Source organism: Marinomonas vulgaris (assembly GCF_018145875.1).
Taxonomy (GTDB): domain Bacteria; phylum Pseudomonadota; class Gammaproteobacteria; order Pseudomonadales; family Marinomonadaceae; genus Marinomonas; species Marinomonas vulgaris.
In genome coordinates this window covers 1-20,100 of the sequence record NZ_JAGSSV010000012.1, presented here as the reverse complement: position 1 = coordinate 20,100, position 20,100 = coordinate 1, and the positions used below count along the sequence as shown (strand labels likewise).

Here is a 20,100-nt window from a genome sequence, read left to right as displayed (position 1 = left end):
GGCTTTTTTATTATGCGGTTTATTTTGTTTGTTCATAAATTGGTTACTTGACAACCAGTTTGTGAATGGCTAAGATTCGCCGTCCTTAAAAAAGGATAGTGGCTTAATAAATATACAGTTAAGTCATTAAAACATTGTATTTGGAGTTGGAAATGCAAAGCCAAAAAATCCGTATTCGTCTGAAAGCATTTGATCATCGTCTGATTGATGCTTCAACACAAGAAATTGTGGACACAGCGAAACGTACAGGTGCGCAAGTACGTGGACCGATTCCACTTCCTACTCGCAAAGAGCGTTATACAGTATTGATTTCTCCACACGTAAACAAAGATGCGCGTGATCAGTATGAAATCCGTACACACAAACGTGTTCTAGACATCGTTGAGCCGACAGAAAAAACTGTTGATGCATTGATGAAGCTAGATCTTGCGGCAGGCGTGGAAGTACAAATTTCTTTAGGTTAATAGCTTAAAGTTTGGGGTGCGAGAACCGGCTGGATATCAGTCGGCTTATGCACATTAGTGGAATGATCTGGAATGGTCAGCCGTAGCGGGTGATAGCCCCATACACAACTGGCAAATGAGGTAAAAAATGACTATTCAATTAGTCGGACGCAAAGCCGGAATGACACGCATCTTCAATGAAGATGGTGTATCCGTGCCAGTAACCGTCATCGAGGTTGAACCGAACCGCGTTACTCAGGTGAAAACAGCAGAAACTGATGGCTACCAAGCTATTCAAGTTACTGTAGGTTCTCGCCGTTCGAGCCGCGTTAACAAAGCTGCTGCAGGTCATTACGCAAAAGCAAACGTTGAAGCAGGTCGTGGTTTGTGGGAGTTCCGCCTGGCGGGTGACGAAAAAGAAATCAATGTTGGTGATGAGCTGACTGTTGCTGATTTCGAATCTATCCAAATGGTTGATGTAACTGGTCAATCAAAGGGTAAAGGGTTTCAAGGTGCCATTAAGCGTCATAATTTCAGTATGCAAGACGCTACACATGGTAACTCATTGTCTCACCGTGCACCTGGTTCCATCGGCCAATGTCAAACACCTGGTCGTGTTTGGAAAGGCAAGAAGATGGCTGGCCATATGGGTGCTGCACAAGTTACTACACAATCACTAGAAGTGGTTCGTGTAGACACAGAACGTAACCTTATCCTTGTGAAAGGTGCCGTACCTGGTGCAGTAAATGGTGATGTTATTCTTCAATCAGCTGTTAAAGCTCGCTAAGAGGGGTAGACAATGAACTTGAATCTAACAGGCGCAGAAGGAACAGTAGAAGTTTCTGATGTAGCCTTTGCTCGTGAATACAACGAAGCACTAGTTCACCAAGTAGTGACATCTTACTTGGCTGGCGCTCGTCAAGGCTCACGCGCTCAAAAAACTCGCTCTGAAGTAGCAGGTGGTGGACGCAAACCTTGGAAACAAAAAGGTTCTGGTCGTGCACGCGCAGGTACTATCCGTAGCCCTCTATGGCGCTCTGGTGGTGTTACTTTCGCTGCGAAACCACAGGATCACTCTCAGAAAGTGAACAAGAAGATGTACCGTGCAGCAATGCGCACCATCTGGTCTGAACTTGTACGTAAAGACCGTCTTGTTGTGGTTGAAGAACTTAAATTGGAAGCTCCAAAAACTAAGCTCTTCATTGCAAAAATGGCTGAATTGAATCTTGAGAACGCTTTGATTATCTCTAATGACTTGGATGATAATTTGTTCCTAGCGGCTCGCAATATTCCTAACGTAGATGTACGTGATGCAGCGTCTATCGACCCTGTTAGCTTGATTGCTTACGACAAAGTGTTGGTGACAGTTGGTGCCCTGAAACAAGTTGAGGAGGCACTAGCATGATCGGCGAACGTATTTATAAAGTTCTGTTGGGTCCACATATTTCCGAAAAAGCAACGATCGTAGCCGAAGGTAATGGTCAGTACGTTTTTCGTGTTACAGGTGATGCAACAAAACCTGAAATCAAACAAGCTATCGAAGCACTGTTTGAAGTCAAAGTTGAGTCTGTCCGTACGTTGAACCAAAAAGGTAAAACAAAGCGCACAGTACGTGGCCTAGGTAAGCGTAACGACGTTAAGAAAGCGTATGTACGTTTGGCTGAAGGTCAAGACATTGATTTCATGGTCGCTGAATAAGGGGAGATAGGTCAATGGCTGTTGTTAAAAGTAAGCCAACGTCTGCAGGCCGTCGTCACGTTGTTAAAGTTACTAACAACGATTTGCACAAGGGCGCACCATATGCACCTTTGCTTGATAAGAAAAGCAAATCGGGTGGACGTAACAATAACGGACGCATCACTACGCGTCACGTAGGTGGTGGTCATAAGCAGCATTATCGTATGGTTGATTTTCGTCGTAATAAAGACGGAATTCCTGCGGTAGTTGAGCGTTTGGAATATGATCCAAACCGTTCTGCAAACATTGCATTAATTATGTATGCTGATGGTGAGCGTCGTTACATTATCGCTTCCAAAGGTATGGTAGCTGGCAATGTTGTTTTTAGTGGTGCAGATGCGCCTATCAAAGCGGGTAATACTTTGCCTCTGCAAAATATCCCAGTTGGTAGTACCGTACACTGTGTCGAGCTTAAGCCAGGTAAGGGTGCACAAGTTGCCCGTTCCGCTGGTGCTTCTGCTCAGCTAGTTGCTCGTGAAGGTCGTTACGTTACTCTTCGCCTACGTTCAGGTGAAATGCGTAAAGTCTTGACTGAATGTCGCGCTACTTTAGGTGAAGTATCAAACTCTGAGCATAGCTTACGAGTTCTTGGTAAAGCTGGTGCTACGCGTTGGCGTGGTGTTCGTCCTACCGTTCGCGGTTCGGCGATGAACCCAGTTGATCACCCACATGGTGGTGGTGAAGGTCGTAGCAAAGGTGGTCGTCACCCAGTTACACCATGGGGTGTGCCTACTAAAGGTTACAAAACGCGCAGCAACAAGCGTACTGATAAACTTATTGTACGTCGCCGTACTAAGTAATAAGAGGAAACGACTGTGCCACGTTCACTAAAAAAAGGTCCTTTTATCGACCTTCATTTGTTGAAAAAGGTAGAGGCTGCGGTAGAGAAAAAAGATCGTCGTCCAATTAAGACTTGGTCGCGCCGTTCTACTATCTTCCCTGATTTTGTAGGGTTGACTATCGCTGTCCATAATGGTCGCCAGCATGTTCCAGTTCTAGTAACTGAAGATATGGTCGGTCATAAATTGGGTGAGTTCGCTCCGACCCGTACATATCGTGGTCATGCTGCGGACAAGAAAGCCAAACGGTAATAAGGGGTATTAACATGAGTGAAGTAAGCGCTTCATTGAAGGGTGCTCGCCTCTCAGCGCAGAAGGCCCGTTTGGTTGTAGATCAAATCCGCGGCAAATCTGTTAGCGAAGCACTGAACATTTTAACGTTCAGTCCTAAAAAGGCGGCAGTAATTGTCAAGAAAGTACTAGAGTCTGCTATTGCTAACGCTGAGCATAACGAAGGTGCTGATGTAGATGACTTGCGTGTGTCTACGGCTTACGTTGATGAGGCTATGACTCTGAAACGTATTATGCCACGTGCCAAAGGCCGTGCTGACCGTATTCTAAAACGCGGTTGCCATATCACAGTTAAAGTCGCTGACTAATTAGGAGAAACCCAATGGGTCAGAAGGTTCATCCAACTGGTATACGCCTAGGGATAGTTAAAGATCATACTTCTACTTGGTATGCGAATAATCAAAACTACTCTAAGCTGTTATTAAACGATCTTCAGGTTCGTAAGTACTTGGAGAAAAAATTGGTTCAGGCATCTGTTTCTCGTATCGAGATTCAGCGTCCTGCTCAGACAGCCCGTATTACAATTCACACAGCCCGTCCAGGTATTGTGATTGGTAAGAAAGGTGAAGATGTTGAGAAACTACGCAATGCTGTATCAGAAATGATGGGCGTGCCAGTTCATATTAACATCGAAGAAATTCGTAAGCCTGAAATGGATGCGAAATTGGTTGCGCAAAATATTGCTAGCCAACTTGAGCGTCGTGTTATGTTCCGTCGTGCTATGAAGCGCGCAGTACAAAACGCTATGCGTGCAGGCGCGAAAGGTATCAAGGTTCAGGTTAGTGGTCGTTTGGGCGGTGCTGAAATTGCACGTGCTGAGTGGTACCGTGAAGGTCGTGTACCTCTACACACTCTACGCGCTGACATTGACTACTCTACTTATGAAGCAGCTACTACTTACGGCATCATTGGCGTTAAAGTGTGGGTCTTCAAAGGTGAGATCTTGGGCGGTATTGAACAAGTGCGTGCTGATAAAGGCGCACAAAAGAAGAAGTCTAAGTAGGGGGTAAGTCATGTTACAACCGAAACGTACTAAGTTCCGCAAGATGCAAAAAGGCCGTAACCGCGGCCTAGCACTTCGCGGGAACCAAGTCAGCTTTGGTGAATTCGGATTGAAGTCCACAGAACGTGGTCGTCTTACTGCTCGTCAAATTGAAGCGGCGCGTCGTGCAATGACTCGTCACATCAAACGTGGTGGTAAAATTTGGATTCGTGTTTTCCCTGATAAGCCGATTACTCAGAAGCCTCTAGAAGTGCGTCAGGGTAAAGGTAAGGGTAGCGTAGAATACTGGGTTGCTCAGATTCAACCTGGAAAAATGCTTTATGAAGTTGAGGGCGTTTCAGAACAGTTAGCTCGCGAAGCATTCGCGTTGGCTGCTGCTAAGCTTCCTCTGTCCACAACTTTCGTAACGCGTACGGTGATGTAGATGAAAGCAAAAGAACTGCAAGAAAAGTCTGTAGCTGAGCTACAAGCGACCTTGATTGAACTACTACGTGAGCAATTTACTCTGCGCATGCAGAAGGCCACTGGTCAGTTAGCGCAAACTCATTTGCTCTCGCAAGTTCGCCGCAATATCGCACGTGTTAAAACCGTGCTAAATGATAAGGCAGGTAACTAAGATGGCAGAAACAAAAGCGCGTACAGCTACTGGTAAAGTAGTTAGCGACAAGATGGATAAAACCATTACAGTGCTAGTTGAGCGTACAGAAAAACACCCTTTATACGGTAAGTTCGTACGACGTTCGACTAAACTACACGCTCATGATGAAAACAACGAATGTCAGATCGGTGATACCGTTAAGGTTGTGGAAACACGTCCTTACTCTAAGTCTAAGACTTGGAATCTTGTACAAGTTGTTGAGAAAGCAGCAGCTGTATAAGCTGCTCCTTCCTTCGTGAGACTTGTTATCTAATTTGATTGGAGAGCAGTAATGATTCAAACAGAATCGATGCTTGATGTTGCAGATAACAGCGGCGCAAAGCGTGTTCAGTGTATTAAAGTACTGGGTGGCTCACATCGTCGTTATGCTGCTATCGGTGACATTATTAAGGTCACAGTGAAAGAAGCGATCCCACGTGGTCGTGTTAAAAAAGGGCAGGTTCTTAACGCAGTTGTCGTTAGAACTAAGAAAGGTGTTCGTCGTTCCGATGGTTCAGTTATCCGTTTTGATGTAAACTCAGCGGTTCTATTGAATGCTTCAGGACAGCCTATTGGTACTCGTATCTTTGGCCCTGTAACACGTGAATTGCGTACAGAGCAGTTCATGAAAATTGTTTCTCTTGCACCAGAAGTGCTGTAAGAGAGAGAGGGGACATTATGCGCAAAATCAAACGTGACGACGAAGTAATCGTGATTGCTGGGAAAGACAAAGGCAAACGCGGTAAAGTTGTTAAGGTAGTAGACGAAAACCGAGTTCTAGTTTCTGGCATTAACACTGTTAAGAAGCACGAGAAACCAAACCCTATGAAGGGTTCAACTGGTGGTATCGTTGAACAAGAAGCACCTATCCAGGTTTCTAATGTAGCCATTTTTAACAATGCTACGGGTAAAGCGGATCGCGTCGGCTTTAAATTGAATGAAGATGGTACAAAAGTACGTATTTTCAAATCAAATAGTGAAGCGATCGACGCCTAAGAGCGAGAATTATAGCCATGGCGAGACTTAAGCAAGTTTATAAAGACAAAGTTGTAGCGGCTCTTACTGAAGAGTTCAGTTACAAAAATGTGATGGAAGTGCCTAAAATCACTAAAATCACACTAAATATGGGTGTTGGTGAAGCAATCGCAGACAAGAAACTTCTTGAGCATGCGGTTAATGATCTTCAAGCACTTAGCGGCCAGAAAGTTGTAGTAACTAAGGCACGCAAATCAGTAGCAGGCTTTAAAATCCGTGACGGTTACCCGATCGGTTGTAAAGTGACTCTACGTGGTGAGCGTATGTGGGACTTCTTCGACCGTTTGGTTGATGTAGCTATCCCACGTATCCGTGACTTCCGTGGACTTAACCCTAAGTCTTTCGATGGTCGTGGTAACTACAGTATGGGTGTTAAAGAGCAGATCATCTTCCCTGAGATCGATTACGACAAAGTAGATCGTGTACGTGGTATGGATATTACTATCACAACGACTGCTCGTACCGACGAAGAAGGTCGTGCTTTGCTAGCCGCCTTTAGTTTCCCTTTCAAGAAATAAGAGGTAGGAATCATGGCTAAAATATCAATGATTCAGCGCGAAGCAAAACGCACTAAATTAGTAGCTAAGTTCGCTGAAAAGCGTGCTGCTCTAAAGGCGATCATTAGCGACGTTAATGCATCGGACGATGAAAAGTGGGAAGCGACGCTTAAATTGCAAGCGCTTCCTCGCGATTCATCTTCTTCACGCCAGCGTAATCGTTGTCAAATTACAGGTCGTCCGCACGGTGTATACCGTCGCTTCGGTCTGTCTCGTATCAAGTTGCGTGAAGCAGCGATGCGTGGTGACGTACCAGGCTTGAAGAAAGCTAGTTGGTAAGCAAGTAGAGCGCGATCATAATACATTGCAGTGAGTGGGGTGTCTAAATACTGGACATTCTGCTCGCTGCTGTGTACTATGCGCGAGCTCTATTTGCTGCACAATGGTTTTTAAATTAGGAGCTCTTAAATGAGTATGCAAGATACCCTTGCGGATATGTTTACACGTATTCGTAATGCACAGATGGCTGCAAAGACTTCTGTGAGCATGCCTTCATCAAAAATGAAGTCATCAATTGCTGCTGTTCTACGTGAAGAAGGTTACGTTGGTGACTTTTCTGTAGACGAAGCAGTGAAACCTACACTTACTATCGAATTAAAATATTACGAAGGTAAGCCGGTTATTGAACAAATTAAACGCGCATCTCGCCCAAGCTTGCGTCAATACAAAGGCTCTGCCTCTCTACCTAAAGTAGAAGCCGGTCTTGGTGTTGCAATCATCTCAACCTCTAAAGGTGTGATGACAGACCGTGCAGCTCGCGCTGCTGGTATTGGTGGCGAAGTAATCTGCACTGTATTCTAGGAGTTAGTATGTCTCGAGTTGCTAATAGTCCCGTGACGCTTCCTAGTGGTGTAGATTTGACTCTTAATGGCCAAAATGTTGTTGTAAAAGGCGGCAAAGGTTCTTTGGAGTTTAATGTTCACACAAGCGTTGTTGTGTCTAAAGAAGAAAATGTAATCACTTTCGCTGCGCGCGATGGTGCAAAACAAAGCCGTGCCTTAGCTGGTACTACTCGTGCTTTGGTTAACAACATGGTTGTTGGTGTTAGTCAGGGTTTTGAGAAAAGATTGTTTCTTCAAGGTGTTGGTTACCGTGCTGCGCTTAAAGGCAATGTACTTAACCTGTCTCTGGGTTTTTCTCATCCAGTTGACTACGAACTTCCTGAAGGCATCACAGCTGAATGTGCTTCACAAACAGAAGTCGTGATCCGAGGCATTTGTAAACAAGCCGTTGGTCAGGTCGCTGCAGAAGTTCGCGGTTTCCGTCCACCAGAGCCATACAAAGGCAAAGGTGTTCGCTATTCTGACGAAGTTATTCGTCGTAAAGAAGCTAAGAAGAAGTAGGTAGGCATTCATGAACACTAAAAAACAATCTCGGATTCGTCGTGCACGTCGTGCTCGTTTGCATATTCGTGACTTAGGTGCGAATCGTCTTACTGTACATCGCACACCACGCCATATGTATGCTCAAGTGATTTCTCCTTGTGGTAGTAAAGTGCTAGCAAGCGCTTCTACTCTTGAAGAAGCTCTACGTGCTACAGCGACTGGTAATAAAGCAGCGGCTCAACAAGTCGGTACTTTGATTGCTACTCGCGCGAAAGAAGCAGGTGTCACTTCGGTCGCTTTTGACCGTTCTGGCTTCAAATATCATGGTCGCGTTCAAGTACTTGCTGACGCGGCACGTGAAGCCGGTCTAGAGTTTTAAGGGGTAGCAAATGGCAGTTAATGATCAACAAACTAGCGACCTCCAAGAGAAGCTAGTTCAAGTAAACCGCGTTGCTAAAGTTGTGAAGGGTGGTCGTATCTTCTCTTTCACCGCTTTGACAGTTGTTGGTGATGGTAATGGTAAAGTTGGCTTTGGTCGCGGTAAAGCGCGTGAAGTTCCTCAAGCCATTCAAAAAGCAATGGAACAGGCTCGTCGTAACATGGTTTCTGTAAAACTTGACGGAGATACTCTTCAGTATCCTGTTAAAGCAAACCACGGCGCGTCTAAGGTATACATGCAGCCTGCGTCACAAGGTACTGGTATTATTGCCGGTGGTGCAATGCGTGCGGTTCTTGAAATCGCTGGCGTTCACAACGTTTTGGCTAAATGTTACGGATCTACAAACCCAGTAAACGTGGTTCGCGCTACGATCAAAGGTTTGCAGGATATGAAAGCACCTGAACAAATCGCGGCTAAACGCGGTAAGTCAGTCGATCAAATTTTGGGGTAATGTGTTATGGCGAATAATACCATCACAGTTCAACTAACCCGCAGCCCGATCGGTCGTCTTCCAAAGCACCGTGAAACTGTTAAAGGCTTGGGTTTACGTAAAGTTGGCCAAACTCGTCAGTTGGAAGATACTCCTGCTGTTCGCGGTATGGTTAATAAAGTTTATTACATGGTTAAAGTGGTAGGAGAATAACATGTTCTTAAATACACTTCGTCCTGGCGAAGGTAGCAAACATGCTCCTAAACGTGTTGGTCGCGGCATTGGTAGCGGCTTGGGCAAAACAGGTGGACGTGGCCATAAAGGTCTTAAGTCTCGCTCTGGTGGCTCAGTGAAACCTGGTTTTGAAGGTGGTCAAATGCCTTTGCAGCGTCGTCTGCCAAAATTTGGTTTTACTTCACGTCAGGCAAAGTATGTTGCTGAGGTTCGTTTAAACGAGCTTGCTGCTGTAAATGCTGAAGTTGTAGATTTGGCTGCTCTTAAAAGCGCCGACATTCTTGGTCATCAAATTAAGACAGCACGTGTTATTTTGTCAGGTTCTATCGACAAAGCTATCACAGTTCGTGGTCTTAAAGTGACTAAAGGTGCTCGTGCCGCTATTGAAGCAGCTGGCGGAAAAGTCGAGGAATAAATGGCAAAGCGTGGCTCACTACCCGCTGGTATGCAAAACGGATTAAGCGAGCTTTGGTCTCGAATTCGTTTTGTGTTTCTGGCAATTATTGTATACCGAATCGGTGCGCATATTCCTGTTCCTGGAATTAATCCAGACAGATTGTCTGCGTTGTTTGATCAAAATGAAGGCACAATTCTGAGTTTATTCAATGTATTCTCAGGGGGCGCACTCGAACGCATGAGTATTTTTGCGCTTGGGATTTTGCCCTACATTTCTGCCTCTATTATTATGCAGTTATTGACCGTTGTGAGTCCGCAGCTAGAGCAGCTTAAGAAAGAAGGTGAAGCGGGTCGTCGTAAGATTACTCAGTACACCCGTTACGGTACCGTATTACTTGCTCTTGTTCAGTCTGCCAGTATGGCAGTTGGCTTGGCAAGCCAAGGGATTTCGTTCAGTAGTGGTATAGAGTTCTATGCTGTCGCTGTTGTTACTCTTGTTGCTGGTACTGTCTTCTTAATGTGGTTGGGTGAGCAAGTTACTGAAAAAGGTATTGGTAATGGTATTTCCATTCTTATCTTTGCTGGTATCGTTGCTGGTCTTCCTTCTGCTTTAGGTCGTTCATTCGAATCGGCACGTCAAGGTGATATCAATATTTTAGCTTTGTTGTTGATTGGTGTGTTGGCCATCGCGACTATCGCGTTCGTTGTATTCATCGAGCGTGGTCAACGTCGTATTACGGTTAATTACGCTAAGCGTCAGCAGGGTAAAAAAGTATTTGCCGCGCAAAAGAGTCATTTGCCTCTTAAAGTGAACATGGCGGGTGTTATTCCGCCCATTTTTGCTTCAAGTATCCTTTTGTTCCCCGCTTCTATCGGCCAATGGTTTGGTCAAGGAGAAGGAATGGAATGGCTGCAAAATATCTCTTTGGCTCTAGCTCCGGGGCAACCGCTCTATGTGCTGTTGTTTGCGATAGCAATTGTATTCTTTTGCTTCTTCTATACAGCGCTAGTGTTCAACCCTAAAGATGTGGCAGATAATCTGAAAAAATCCGGTGCTTTCTTGCCGGGTATTCGTCCAGGCGATCATACAGCTCGGTATATTGATGGTGTAATGACGCGTTTGACCTTGTTTGGTGCTTTATACATCACGCTTGTGTCACTGATGCCTCAATTCTTTGTTGTTGCGTGGAATGTTCCATTCTACTTTGGCGGTACTTCTATGTTAATCGTAGTGGTAGTTGTCATGGACTTTATGTCGCAGGTTCAAAGTCATCTGATGAGTCAGCAATACGAGTCATTAATGAAGAAGTCAAATCTGACTGGTTATGGTCCAAATGGCCTAATGCGCTAAAGCGCTATGCATAGGTTGGAGTTGAACATGAAAGTACGTGCATCTGTAAAGAAAATCTGTCGTAACTGCAAAATCGTTCGTCGTAACGGTTCAGTTCGAGTGATTTGCGTTGAGCCTCGTCACAAACAGCGTCAAGGTTAATAGCGAGTTAGCTCGACGATAGGAAAGGGTGGTTGATTTATGGCCTAAAGATAGGCATAATCAGCCGCCCTCATGAAAGTAAAATGATGAATTAACATTTAATCATCAATAACAACGGAGTAAAGTGAATGGCTCGTATAGCCGGTGTCAATATTCCTGACAATAAACATGCGGTCATTTCTCTGACTTACATCTTCGGAATCGGTCGCACTCGTTCACGCGCTATTTGCGCTGCTACAGGTGTTGCAGAAACCGCGAAAATCGGTTCATTAAGTGATGTTATCCTTGATGAACTTCGTGGCGAAGTTGCTAAGTATACTGTAGAGGGTGACTTACGTCGTGAAGTCAGTATGTCTATCAAACGTTTGATGGACTTGGGTTGCAACCGCGGGATTCGTCATCGCCGCAGCCTACCAGTTCGTGGTCAACGTACCAAAACGAACGCCCGTACACGAAAAGGTCCTCGTAAGCCTATTCGTAAGTAATTTGAACGCGTTTCGCTCTAGCCACTAAGTTCGCTAGAGCTGAGCATTAAATAGGAAAGTGCAATATGGCTAAGCCAGCTACGCGCAACACTAAGAAGAAAGTCAAAAAGACGGTCGTCGATGGTGTTGCTCATGTACATGCTTCATTTAATAACACGATCGTGACTATCACTGACCGTCAAGGCAATGCATTGTCTTGGGCTACTGCCGGTGGTTCTGGTTTTCGTGGGTCCCGTAAAAGTACGCCTTTCGCAGCTCAGGTAGCAGCGGAGCGTGCCGGTACTGTCGCACAAGAATTTGGCCTTAAAAACGTTGATGTAATGATTAAGGGCCCTGGTCCTGGTCGTGAGTCTGCAGTTCGCGCATTGAACTCTTTAGGTTTACGTATTAACAACATCACAGATGTGACGCCAATCCCGCACAACGGTTGCCGTCCACCTAAGAAACGTCGCGTTTAATTGAGGAGACAGATACATGGCTCGTTATATAGGTCCAACTTGTAAGTTGTCTCGTCGTGAAGGTACCGACTTGCAATTGAAGAGCGGTTCACGCGCTCTTGAGTCGAAATGTAAAGCAGAGACAGTACCAGGTGTGCATGGCGCACGTCGCGGTCGTCTTTCTGATTACGGCTTACAGTTACGTGAAAAACAAAAAGTACGTCGTATGTACGGTGTGCTAGAAAAGCAATTCCGTAATTACTACAAATCTGCTGCTCGTATCAAAGGTGCAACTGGTGAAAACCTTCTGCAACTTTTAGAATCACGTTTAGACAACGTTGTATATCGCGCAGGTTTTGGTTCTACTCGTGCGGAAGCTCGTCAGCTAGTAGGCCATAAAGGCATTCTAGTAAATGGCGCTACGGTTAACATCCCGTCTTACCAAGTGAAAGCTGGTGACGTTGTGTCAATTCGTGAAAAAGCTAAGAAGCAATTGCGTGTACAAAGCGCACTAGAGCTATCTAAAGGTCGTGCACCGATCCATTGGATCGAAGTTGATGCAACTAAACTGGAAGCAACTTACAAAGCTGTTCCAGAACGTGCCGATTTATCAGCTGAAATTAATGAGAACCTAATTGTCGAACTTTACTCTAAGTAAGTCGGTAATTAGGATTAAGAAATAGGTGGATCTATGCAGCGTTCAGTGAGCGAATTGTTAACCCCACGCAACATTGAAGTGCAGGAATTGGGCAATACTCGCGCTAAAGTTACACTGCAACCGCTTGAACGTGGTTTTGGTCATACTTTAGGCAACGCATTGCGTCGTATTCTTCTCTCTTCAATGCCAGGTTGTGCGATTGTTGAAGTTGAAATCGACGGTGTATTACACGAATACAGCGCAATCGAAGGGGTTAAGGAAGATGTAATTGAAATTCTTCTTAACCTGAAAGGAGTTGCGATCGCTCTACACGGGCAAGATGAAGCAACTCTTACTTTAAGTAAAAAAGGTCCTGGTATCGTAACGGCTGGTGATATTCAGTTGGTTGCTGATGCAGAGATCGCTAACCCTGATCATGTAATTGCGCACTTGGATGATACTGCAGAGTTAACTATGCAGATCAAAGTCGCTCGTGGTCGTGGTTATGAGCCTGCTGATGCTCGTGTTGCTGGCGACGATGAGACTCGTCCAATCGGTCGCTTGCAACTGGATGCCTCATTCAGCCCTGTTCGCCGTGTTGCTTACAGTGTCGATAATGCTCGTGTAGAGCAACGTACTGATCTAGATAAGTTAGTCTTAGACATCGAATCTAACGGTACAATCGACCCTGAAGAAGCAATTCGTCGTGCAGCGACTATTCTACAACAACAAATTGCTGTGTTCGTCGCCCTTGAAAGCGAAAGCGAAGCACCTGTTGTAGAAGAAGAGGATGAGATTGATCCAATTTTGCTACGCCCGGTTGATGATCTTGAATTGACCGTTCGCAGTGCTAACTGTTTAAAAGCAGAGAACATTTATTACATCGGTGATTTGATTCAACGCACTGAGGTTGAGCTTCTAAAGACGCCTAACCTAGGTAAGAAGTCGTTAACTGAAATCAAAGATGTTTTAGCACAGCGTGGTTTGTCTTTGGGAATGCGTTTAGAAAATTGGCCACCGGCTAGTTTGAAAGACGATAGCAAAGTTCTAGCTCGCTAGGTCATTGTTCCCTGACCACCGTAGTTTGGTAAGGAATGTAAAATGCGTCATCGTAAGAGTGGACGTCACTTAAACCGTACTAGCTCACACCGTAAAGCTATGTTTAAAAACATGGCAGCTTCTTTGTTTGAGCATGAAGTCATTAAGACTACATTGCCTAAAGCAAAAGAATTGCGTCGTGTTGCTGAGCCTTTGATCACATTGGCGAAAGTTGATTCCGTTGCGAATCGTCGTCTAGCCTTTGCTCGTACTCGTAGCAAAGATGCAGTAGGTAAATTGTTCTCTGAACTTGGTCCTCGTTACCAAGCTCGTCCTGGCGGTTATGTTCGCATTCTTAAATGTGGCTTCCGTTCTGGTGACAATGCGCCTATGGCTTATGTTGAATTGGTCGATCGTCCAGTTACAGAAGCCGCTGAGTAATATCAGTTTGTAATAAAAAAGCCGAGCTATTAGCTCGGCTTTTTTTGTGCTTTAGAAAAGTAATCTACATCTTAGCTCAACATAGGTTTCAAGAAGCGTGCTGTATGAGATGTTGCTACCTCACTTACCGCCTCTGGCGTGCCTTCCGCGATAATATAGCCACCACCACTGCCGCCTTCTGGTCCTAGATCAATAATCCAATCAGCGGTCTTGATGACATCTAGGTTGTGTTCAATCACCACTACGGTATTACCGTGGTCTCTTAACCTATGTAGAACCTTTAAAAGCTGTTCAATGTCGGCAAAATGCAATCCTGTTGTTGGTTCATCTAGAATATAGAGTGTTGTTCCTGTGTCACGTTTAGACAACTCTTTGGCTAATTTCACACGTTGCGCTTCTCCACCAGACAAGGTGGTCGCCGCTTGCCCTAGACGGATATACCCAAGGCCAACATCTATCAGTGTCTGAAGTTTTCTAGCGACAGATGGCACAGCGTCAAAAAATTCTCTGGCATCTTCAATGGTCATTTCTAAACATTCATGGATGTTTTTACCCTTGTATGAAATTTCTAGGGTTTCGCGGTTATATCGTTTGCCCTTACAGGTATCGCACGGCACATAGACATCTGGTAAAAAGTGCATTTCCACTTTGATTACACCATCACCTTGGCAAGCTTCACAGCGTCCACCTTTTACGTTAAAACTGAATCGACCTGGTTTGTAACCACGAGAACGAGACTCTTGTGTGGCGGCAAACAGTTCACGCATCGGTGTGAAAATTCCTGTGTAGGTTGCAGGGTTTGAACGCGGCGTTCTTCCGATTGGGCTTTGATCTATGTCGACGCATTTATCGAATAAATCTAAACCTTCAATTTTTTCATGGGGTGCCGCTTTGAGTGTGGTTGCACCGTTTAGCGCCGTCGCCGCTAGTGGGTAGAGTGTCCCGTTGATCAATGTGGATTTACCCGAGCCAGACACGCCTGTTATACAGGTCATTACGCCGACCGGTATGTTCAAGTTGACCGTATTTAAGTTGTTGCCTGTTGCGCCGATTAAACGCAAGAATTGCTGATCTTTTGCGGGATGTCGAATACTCGGAACTTCTATTTTACGTTTGCCTGTTAAATACTGACCGGTGACTGACTCTGCGCAATTCATAATGTCTTCAGGCGTGCCGCTAGCGATTACTTTACCCCCATGAATACCGGCTCCTGGGCCGATGTCGACGACAAAGTCAGCTACACGAATGGCATCTTCATCATGTTCCACGACAATAACTGTGTTTCCAAGGTCGCGAAGTCGTGTCAATGTCGCGATCAGGCGCTCGTTGTCTCTCTGATGAAGCCCGATTGAGGGCTCATCAAGAATGTACATGACACCCACCAAGCCGGCACCAATTTGACTTGCTAAGCGTATACGTTGAGCTTCGCCACCAGAAAGAGAATCGGCTTTTCGGTCTAGAGTTAAGTAATCTAATCCTACGTTCACCAAAAAAGTGAGACGATCGCGGATTTCTTTGAGTATTTTTGATGCAATCTCACCGCGAGCGCCGGGCAAATCTAAGGCTTCAAAATAGCGCAGACATTCAGCAATAGGGTAGGTGACGACCTCTGGTAAGGTTTGTTCGTTAATAAAGACATTACGGGCAGATCGGTTTAGACGTGAGCCATGACAGTCGGGACAAGGTTGCACGCTGATGTATTGAGATAAGTCATCACGTACGCTGTCGGATTCCGTCTCGTGGTAGCGTCTTTGTAAATTCGGAATAACGCCCTCAAAAGGATGAGAGCGGGTCATTTTGTCGCCACGTTCGTTGATATACACGAAATCTATGTCGTCTTTTCCTGAGCCGTGCAAAATTCGTTTTTTAAATTGAGTCGGTATGTCTTGGTATTTCAGTTCGATGTCAAAGTCATAATGTTTGGCCAGTGCATTGAGTTGCTGAAAGTAGAAGATACTTCGACGCCCCCAGCCGCGTATTGCGCCTTCGGCTAGGGTCAGGGTCTCATCCTGAATGATACGCTCAGGGTCGAACATTTGATGGGTGCCTAGGCCATCACATGTCTGACAAGCGCCGTTCGGATTATTGAACGAGAAAAGGCGTGGTTCCAACTCTGTGAGGCTGTAACCACAGACGGGGCAAGCGAATTTGCTAGAAAAAATATACTCTTCTTTGTCATCGTCCATGTTGATCACTTTGGCGATGCCATCGGATAAACCAAGACAGGTTTCGAAGGATTCCGCTAATCTAAGTTGCAAATCTGAGCGTACTTTAAAACGGTCGATTACCACTTCGATGGTATGTTTTTTGTTTTTCTCAAGTGCTGGTGCATCGTCCAGATCGACGACAATGCCATCTATTCTGGCGCGAATAAAGCCTTTTGAAAGCAAGTCGCTGATAACGTGTAGCTGTTCGCCTTTTCGGTCTTTGACGATCGGAGCGAGCAGCATCATTTTAGTTTCTTCTGGCAGCGATATAACTTTATCAACCATCTGTGATATGGTTTGCGCTTCCAACGGCTCGCCATGATCTGGGCAGCGAGGCTGTCCTGCACGGGCAAAGAGTAAACGTAAATAATCGTATATTTCGGTGATGGTTCCGACGGTAGATCTTGGGTTATGCGAGGTGGATTTTTGCTCTATGGAAATAGCAGGTGATAAACCCTCAATGTGATCAATGTCGGGTTTTTCCATCATGGAAAGAAATTGTCTTGCGTAGGTCGAAAGCGATTCTACATAACGACGCTGGCCTTCAGCGTATAACGTATCGAAGGCGAGAGAGGATTTCCCAGAGCCTGATAAACCAGTAATGACGACCAGCTTGTCTCTTGGAATGTCTAGGTCCACATTTTTTAAATTGTGAGTGCGGGCCCCGCGTATGGTAATGGTATCCATGAGTCTCCCATGTGAAGTCGGTCAACAGACAGAAATCTGCTAGTAAATGAAATAACTGTCTATTTTTACAGTAGTTGAAATGGAGCTTCAACGGTATTTTTTGTAAAATGGCTATCTTTTTCCTAATCCTTTAAGTCAAGTGGTTGTAACTTCCTTATGGATCTACTCGAACGACGTTCTGTGCTTGCCTTGGCGCTTGTTTACTTGTTCAGGATGCTAGGCCTGTTTCTTATTATGCCTGTTATCAGTGTGGCAGCCGATGGGCTGACTGGTGCAGATGCTGCCTTGATTGGTACTGCGATTGGTATTTATGGACTGACGCAAGCCACTTTGCAAATTCCAATGGGCATGTGGTCTGACAAAATTGGCCGTAAACGAGTCATTGTGATTGGTCTCTTGATGTTTGCCGTAGGCAGCTTAATTTGTGCCAATGCGGACGACATTAATACGCTGATAGTTGGGCGAGCAGTGCAGGGCGCTGGTGCGATTGCCAGCACTTTAATGGCTCTACTTAGTGATGTTACTCGTGAGCAGAATCGTGGTAAAGCCATGGCGATGGTTGGAGTGAGCATAGGGGCATCTTTTATGCTGTCCTTGGTACTTGGCCCTTGGATATTCGGCTTGGTTGGTTTTTCTGGGCTATTTTACTTATCGTTTATTTTGGCCTTTCTCGGTATTGCGCTTGTGGTCTTTGCCGTGCCTAACAGCGTTCAACATGCTTTTCGACGAGACACCACGCCAAGCTTGCAAGCTTTGGGGGCTGTGCTAAAAAATGCCCGCTTATGGTTTTTGAATATCAGTGTACTTTTGTTGCATGCCAGTCTTACTGCGTTGTTTGTGACGGTACCGAATATGTTGATTCAATCCTATGGATTATCACTGGATGAGCATAGCTGGCTGTACCTGCTCATCATGGGTTTTGCCTTTGTAGGTATGCTACCATTGGTGATTGTTGCAGAGTCAAAAGGCAAGATGAAAGGCGTGTTAACCATTGTGCTTGTCTTGTTAGGTGTAAGCGCAATCTTGCTGCATTGGGCGCCTCATTTATGGGTATTTGGTGTGCTTTTGTGGCTTTATTTTGTCGGCTTTAATTCACTGGAAGCTTTACTGCCATCTTTGGTGAGTAAACTGGCTCCAGTTGGGTATCGAGGCACGGCAATGGGGGTGTTCTCAACACACCAATTTATGGGGTCATTTATCGGCGGTGTTGGTGGTGGCTGGTTATTGCAGTACGAGCCAAACGGCGGTGTCTTATTCTGGGTAGTAGGTGTCGCCTTTCTGGCTTGGTCTTTGGTGTGTGCGGCGCAACCTGCCCCACGTCAATTAACCAGTCTTGCGTTTAGCCTGCCTGATATGACCAAAGAATCATTATCCAAGTTGTCGGATCAACTTGCTGACGTCCAAGGAGTGGAAGGTATGCAGATATTTCAAGATGAGCAAACGGCTTATCTGAAAGTAGATAAAAAATTATTAGATAAAGACGCTTTGTTGCGTATAGCCCCACAAGTGCGTCTTTGAAAAACGCAATTATCGAATTTTAGTTGGAGAACAACGTCATGGCACGTGGAATAAATAAAGTAATTTTAATTGGTAACGCTGGCAACGATGCCGAAGTGCGTTTTATGCCATCGGGTGCAGCGGTTGCTAACGTAAGCTTGGCAACAACAGAAAGCTGGCGCGATAAGCAAAGCGGTCAAATGCAAGAGCGCACCGAATGGCACCGAGTGGCCTTTATGGACCGCGGCAATTATCGTCTAGGACAAATTGCGGGCGATTTTATTAAAAAAGGTTCGAAGGTCTATATCGAAGGTTCTTTGCGTACGCGTGAGTGGGAAAAAGACGGTATTAAGCGTTATACGACCGAAATCATCGCCAACGAAATGCAATTGCTTGATGGTCGCGACAATAACAACGGTGGCGGCCAACAGGGCGGTTACGATTCCATGCAAGGCGGTTACGGCAATGCACCACAGCAGTCTGCGCCTCAACAAGGTGGATACGGTCAAGCTCCTCAGCAAGCACCTCAAGGTTTTAATCAGCCGCAAGGTTATGGCAATGCACCACAGCAAGCCGCACCTCAGCAAGCGCCTGCACAACCGCAATCTTTTGGTAGTTGGGGAGGCAATGCGCCACAGCAGACGGCGCCAGCACCGCAACAGCGAGCGCCTCAGCAAGCCGCTCCTCAGCAGCAAGCACCAGAGTCTAAGCCTCAACCGGCGCCAAACTTTGATGACTTTGATGACGACATTCCGTTCTGATCAAAGACAAAATCTAAGATGTAAAAAAATATCCTTGAAAGCCCCGTATATCGGGGCTTTTTTGTTTTTGTTAAAAAAAATTTGTCAAATAACAATTCACAAACTACCATTGAGATCATAGACAAAAAATAATGTAAAAAAAGGTTAGGCTATGCGTATCGAGATGGTCAAGTTCAAAAGCGGTGAGAGGTATCCTTTTCTACTACAAGAAGATGGTACGCCTGACTTTTGGGTGACGCATTTCGTGACCCAGAAGCTCCGAAAAAACTCGGCTGCTCGGACTATAGATGGATATTTGACGAACATCAGGCACTTGAAAAAATGGGAACAGATCAATGATAGGGATTTGCTTGAAGAGATCTATGAAGGAAAAGTCCCTAATCGGGAAGATATTAAACGTATCCTAGAACACTGTTACCTAAGGTCGACGTCGCTTGAAATTGATAAGGCTAGTAAAGTTGTTGATATGTCTAAATACAGCTCATCAACAGTTGAAGACCTTCCCACAATAAGTAGAGGACAGTACAGTACGTTACTAGAATTGGCCACATTACAGATTATCTGCATTTCATCGGGCAAGAAAGAGTCAAGCATAAGCCAACAGCCACAATGTTATTTGATCAGTTGGATAAAATGTCTAAGTTGCTTAAGAGTGGCTTACCAAAATTTAGAGCTAGAAAGTTGAAGTTTGATCGTTCAACGATACCCGACGACGCATTTGAAGACTTTGTATCGGTAGCCGATCCTTATTCCAAATATAATCCGTTTAAAAATAAAGCAGTTCGCTTTCGAAATTATCTGATAGTACAAATTCTCAATGAAACAGGTTTTCGCGTAGGTGAAGTCGTTGGATTACAGATAGGTGATATAGGCCAAGACATTGATAAGCCTACATTGACAGTGGAGCGTCGACATGACAATGAGCATGATCCACGAAAACGTGAGCCGACAGCAAAAACAAAAGGACGCTCAAATCTGTAGTGGTCAACTAATTCCGGACAGTAAATTAGGTTGCTCTTCTGCTTTGGCAGGTGGCAACCCGTTATTAAATT

General features: G+C 45.2%; 31 protein-coding genes. 30 read left to right on the top strand and 1 reads right to left on the bottom strand.

Annotation, left to right across the window (positions count from 1 at the left end):
* The first annotated feature begins 152 nt into the window (after nucleotides 1-152).
* From rpsJ to rplQ, 28 genes are all read left to right on the top strand, one after another.
* Entirely contained in the window at nucleotides 153-464 is a 312-nt protein-coding gene (gene rpsJ / locus J9B83_RS10455; RefSeq protein ID WP_012071937.1) for a 30S ribosomal protein S10, read from the top strand.
* 127 nt (nucleotides 465-591) lie between these two features.
* Complete coding sequence (gene rplC / locus J9B83_RS10450) at nucleotides 592-1,230, top strand: 50S ribosomal protein L3 (RefSeq protein ID WP_211536692.1); 639 nt, start codon at nucleotides 592-594, stop codon at nucleotides 1,228-1,230.
* A gap of 12 nt (nucleotides 1,231-1,242) precedes the next feature.
* Nucleotides 1,243-1,848, top strand: a complete 606-nt coding sequence (gene rplD, locus J9B83_RS10445; RefSeq protein WP_211536691.1) for a 50S ribosomal protein L4 — start codon at nucleotides 1,243-1,245, stop codon at nucleotides 1,846-1,848.
* Complete coding sequence (rplW, locus tag J9B83_RS10440; protein ID WP_211536690.1) at nucleotides 1,845-2,141, top strand: 50S ribosomal protein L23; 297 nt, start codon at nucleotides 1,845-1,847, stop codon at nucleotides 2,139-2,141. Before rplD ends, rplW begins: the two co-directional genes overlap by 4 nt.
* A 14-nt stretch (nucleotides 2,142-2,155) precedes the next feature.
* A complete protein-coding gene (gene rplB / locus J9B83_RS10435) occupies nucleotides 2,156-2,980 on the top strand; it encodes a 50S ribosomal protein L2 (protein WP_211536689.1) in 825 nt (274 codons plus the stop codon).
* Between the two features lie 15 nt (nucleotides 2,981-2,995).
* Nucleotides 2,996-3,271, top strand: coding sequence for a 30S ribosomal protein S19 (rpsS, locus tag J9B83_RS10430; protein ID WP_036163121.1), 276 nt, complete (start codon nucleotides 2,996-2,998; stop codon nucleotides 3,269-3,271).
* 14 nt (nucleotides 3,272-3,285) lie between these two features.
* A complete protein-coding gene (gene rplV / locus J9B83_RS10425) occupies nucleotides 3,286-3,618 on the top strand; it encodes a 50S ribosomal protein L22 (RefSeq protein ID WP_110577367.1) in 333 nt (110 codons plus the stop codon).
* 14 nt (nucleotides 3,619-3,632) lie between these two features.
* Nucleotides 3,633-4,313, top strand: coding sequence for a 30S ribosomal protein S3 (gene rpsC / locus J9B83_RS10420; protein ID WP_211536688.1), 681 nt, complete (start codon nucleotides 3,633-3,635; stop codon nucleotides 4,311-4,313).
* A 10-nt stretch (nucleotides 4,314-4,323) separates the two neighbouring features.
* Nucleotides 4,324-4,737 carry a 50S ribosomal protein L16 gene (rplP, locus tag J9B83_RS10415; RefSeq protein WP_110577369.1) on the top strand — a complete coding sequence of 138 codons (414 nt, stop codon included), beginning with the start codon at nucleotides 4,324-4,326 and terminating at the stop codon, nucleotides 4,735-4,737.
* Nucleotides 4,738-4,929 carry a 50S ribosomal protein L29 gene (rpmC, locus tag J9B83_RS10410; protein ID WP_110577370.1) on the top strand — a complete coding sequence of 64 codons (192 nt, stop codon included), beginning with the start codon at nucleotides 4,738-4,740 and terminating at the stop codon, nucleotides 4,927-4,929.
* Between the two features lies 1 nt (nucleotide 4,930).
* Complete coding sequence (rpsQ, locus tag J9B83_RS10405) at nucleotides 4,931-5,191, top strand: 30S ribosomal protein S17 (protein ID WP_013797833.1); 261 nt, start codon at nucleotides 4,931-4,933, stop codon at nucleotides 5,189-5,191.
* Nucleotides 5,192-5,242: 51 nt separating this feature from the next.
* Entirely contained in the window at nucleotides 5,243-5,611 is a 369-nt protein-coding gene (rplN, locus tag J9B83_RS10400; protein ID WP_067020125.1) for a 50S ribosomal protein L14, read from the top strand.
* Between the two features lie 17 nt (nucleotides 5,612-5,628).
* Entirely contained in the window at nucleotides 5,629-5,946 is a 318-nt protein-coding gene (rplX, locus tag J9B83_RS10395) for a 50S ribosomal protein L24 (protein WP_211536687.1), read from the top strand.
* 17 nt (nucleotides 5,947-5,963) lie between these two features.
* Nucleotides 5,964-6,503, top strand: a complete 540-nt coding sequence (rplE, locus tag J9B83_RS10390; protein ID WP_211536686.1) for a 50S ribosomal protein L5 — start codon at nucleotides 5,964-5,966, stop codon at nucleotides 6,501-6,503.
* A gap of 12 nt (nucleotides 6,504-6,515) precedes the next feature.
* On the top strand, nucleotides 6,516-6,821 hold the full coding sequence (rpsN, locus tag J9B83_RS10385) for a 30S ribosomal protein S14 (protein WP_110577373.1): 306 nt from the start codon (nucleotides 6,516-6,518) through the stop codon (nucleotides 6,819-6,821).
* A 129-nt stretch (nucleotides 6,822-6,950) separates the two neighbouring features.
* Nucleotides 6,951-7,343, top strand: a complete 393-nt coding sequence (gene rpsH / locus J9B83_RS10380) for a 30S ribosomal protein S8 (protein WP_211536685.1) — start codon at nucleotides 6,951-6,953, stop codon at nucleotides 7,341-7,343.
* Between the two features lie 8 nt (nucleotides 7,344-7,351).
* Nucleotides 7,352-7,885, top strand: a complete 534-nt coding sequence (gene rplF, locus J9B83_RS10375) for a 50S ribosomal protein L6 (RefSeq protein WP_211536684.1) — start codon at nucleotides 7,352-7,354, stop codon at nucleotides 7,883-7,885.
* A 10-nt stretch (nucleotides 7,886-7,895) separates the two neighbouring features.
* Nucleotides 7,896-8,246 (top strand): 50S ribosomal protein L18, encoded by a 351-nt coding sequence (gene rplR, locus J9B83_RS10370; RefSeq protein ID WP_211536683.1) that lies wholly within the window; start codon nucleotides 7,896-7,898, stop codon nucleotides 8,244-8,246.
* Between the two features lie 10 nt (nucleotides 8,247-8,256).
* The gene (gene rpsE / locus J9B83_RS10365) at nucleotides 8,257-8,757 is read left to right on the top strand and encodes a 30S ribosomal protein S5 (RefSeq protein ID WP_110577377.1); all 501 of its coding nucleotides are present in this window, start codon (nucleotides 8,257-8,259) and stop codon (nucleotides 8,755-8,757) included.
* 6 nt (nucleotides 8,758-8,763) lie between these two features.
* Nucleotides 8,764-8,949: a 50S ribosomal protein L30 gene (gene rpmD / locus J9B83_RS10360; RefSeq protein ID WP_110577378.1), complete on the top strand. Its 186-nt coding sequence runs from the start codon at nucleotides 8,764-8,766 to the stop codon at nucleotides 8,947-8,949.
* Between the two features lies 1 nt (nucleotide 8,950).
* Nucleotides 8,951-9,385, top strand: coding sequence for a 50S ribosomal protein L15 (gene rplO / locus J9B83_RS10355; protein ID WP_100637475.1), 435 nt, complete (start codon nucleotides 8,951-8,953; stop codon nucleotides 9,383-9,385).
* A complete protein-coding gene (secY, locus tag J9B83_RS10350; RefSeq protein ID WP_211536682.1) occupies nucleotides 9,386-10,717 on the top strand; it encodes a preprotein translocase subunit SecY in 1,332 nt (443 codons plus the stop codon).
* A gap of 27 nt (nucleotides 10,718-10,744) precedes the next feature.
* A complete protein-coding gene (rpmJ, locus tag J9B83_RS10345) occupies nucleotides 10,745-10,858 on the top strand; it encodes a 50S ribosomal protein L36 (protein WP_012071915.1) in 114 nt (37 codons plus the stop codon).
* Nucleotides 10,859-10,986: 128 nt separating this feature from the next.
* Complete coding sequence (gene rpsM, locus J9B83_RS10340; RefSeq protein WP_148834679.1) at nucleotides 10,987-11,343, top strand: 30S ribosomal protein S13; 357 nt, start codon at nucleotides 10,987-10,989, stop codon at nucleotides 11,341-11,343.
* Nucleotides 11,344-11,408: 65 nt separating this feature from the next.
* On the top strand, nucleotides 11,409-11,801 hold the full coding sequence (gene rpsK / locus J9B83_RS10335) for a 30S ribosomal protein S11 (protein ID WP_148834676.1): 393 nt from the start codon (nucleotides 11,409-11,411) through the stop codon (nucleotides 11,799-11,801).
* A gap of 16 nt (nucleotides 11,802-11,817) precedes the next feature.
* Nucleotides 11,818-12,438, top strand: a complete 621-nt coding sequence (gene rpsD, locus J9B83_RS10330; protein WP_211536681.1) for a 30S ribosomal protein S4 — start codon at nucleotides 11,818-11,820, stop codon at nucleotides 12,436-12,438.
* Between the two features lie 33 nt (nucleotides 12,439-12,471).
* Nucleotides 12,472-13,476, top strand: coding sequence for a DNA-directed RNA polymerase subunit alpha (locus J9B83_RS10325; RefSeq protein WP_114412694.1), 1,005 nt, complete (start codon nucleotides 12,472-12,474; stop codon nucleotides 13,474-13,476).
* A gap of 42 nt (nucleotides 13,477-13,518) precedes the next feature.
* Complete coding sequence (gene rplQ, locus J9B83_RS10320; protein WP_168826668.1) at nucleotides 13,519-13,896, top strand: 50S ribosomal protein L17; 378 nt, start codon at nucleotides 13,519-13,521, stop codon at nucleotides 13,894-13,896.
* Nucleotides 13,897-13,967: 71 nt separating this feature from the next.
* Here the strand turns inward: rplQ and uvrA are convergent, their stop codons facing one another.
* The gene (gene uvrA / locus J9B83_RS10315; RefSeq protein WP_211536680.1) at nucleotides 13,968-16,790 is read right to left on the bottom strand and encodes an excinuclease ABC subunit UvrA; all 2,823 of its coding nucleotides are present in this window, start codon (nucleotides 16,788-16,790) and stop codon (nucleotides 13,968-13,970) included.
* A gap of 156 nt (nucleotides 16,791-16,946) precedes the next feature.
* Between uvrA and J9B83_RS10310 the strand changes: the two genes are divergently transcribed.
* Both J9B83_RS10310 and ssb read left to right on the top strand, forming a co-directional pair.
* On the top strand, nucleotides 16,947-18,308 hold the full coding sequence (locus tag J9B83_RS10310) for an MFS transporter (RefSeq protein WP_211536679.1): 1,362 nt from the start codon (nucleotides 16,947-16,949) through the stop codon (nucleotides 18,306-18,308).
* 38 nt (nucleotides 18,309-18,346) lie between these two features.
* Entirely contained in the window at nucleotides 18,347-19,048 is a 702-nt protein-coding gene (gene ssb / locus J9B83_RS10305) for a single-stranded DNA-binding protein (protein WP_211536678.1), read from the top strand.
* Nucleotides 19,049-20,100 lie beyond the last annotated feature (1,052 nt).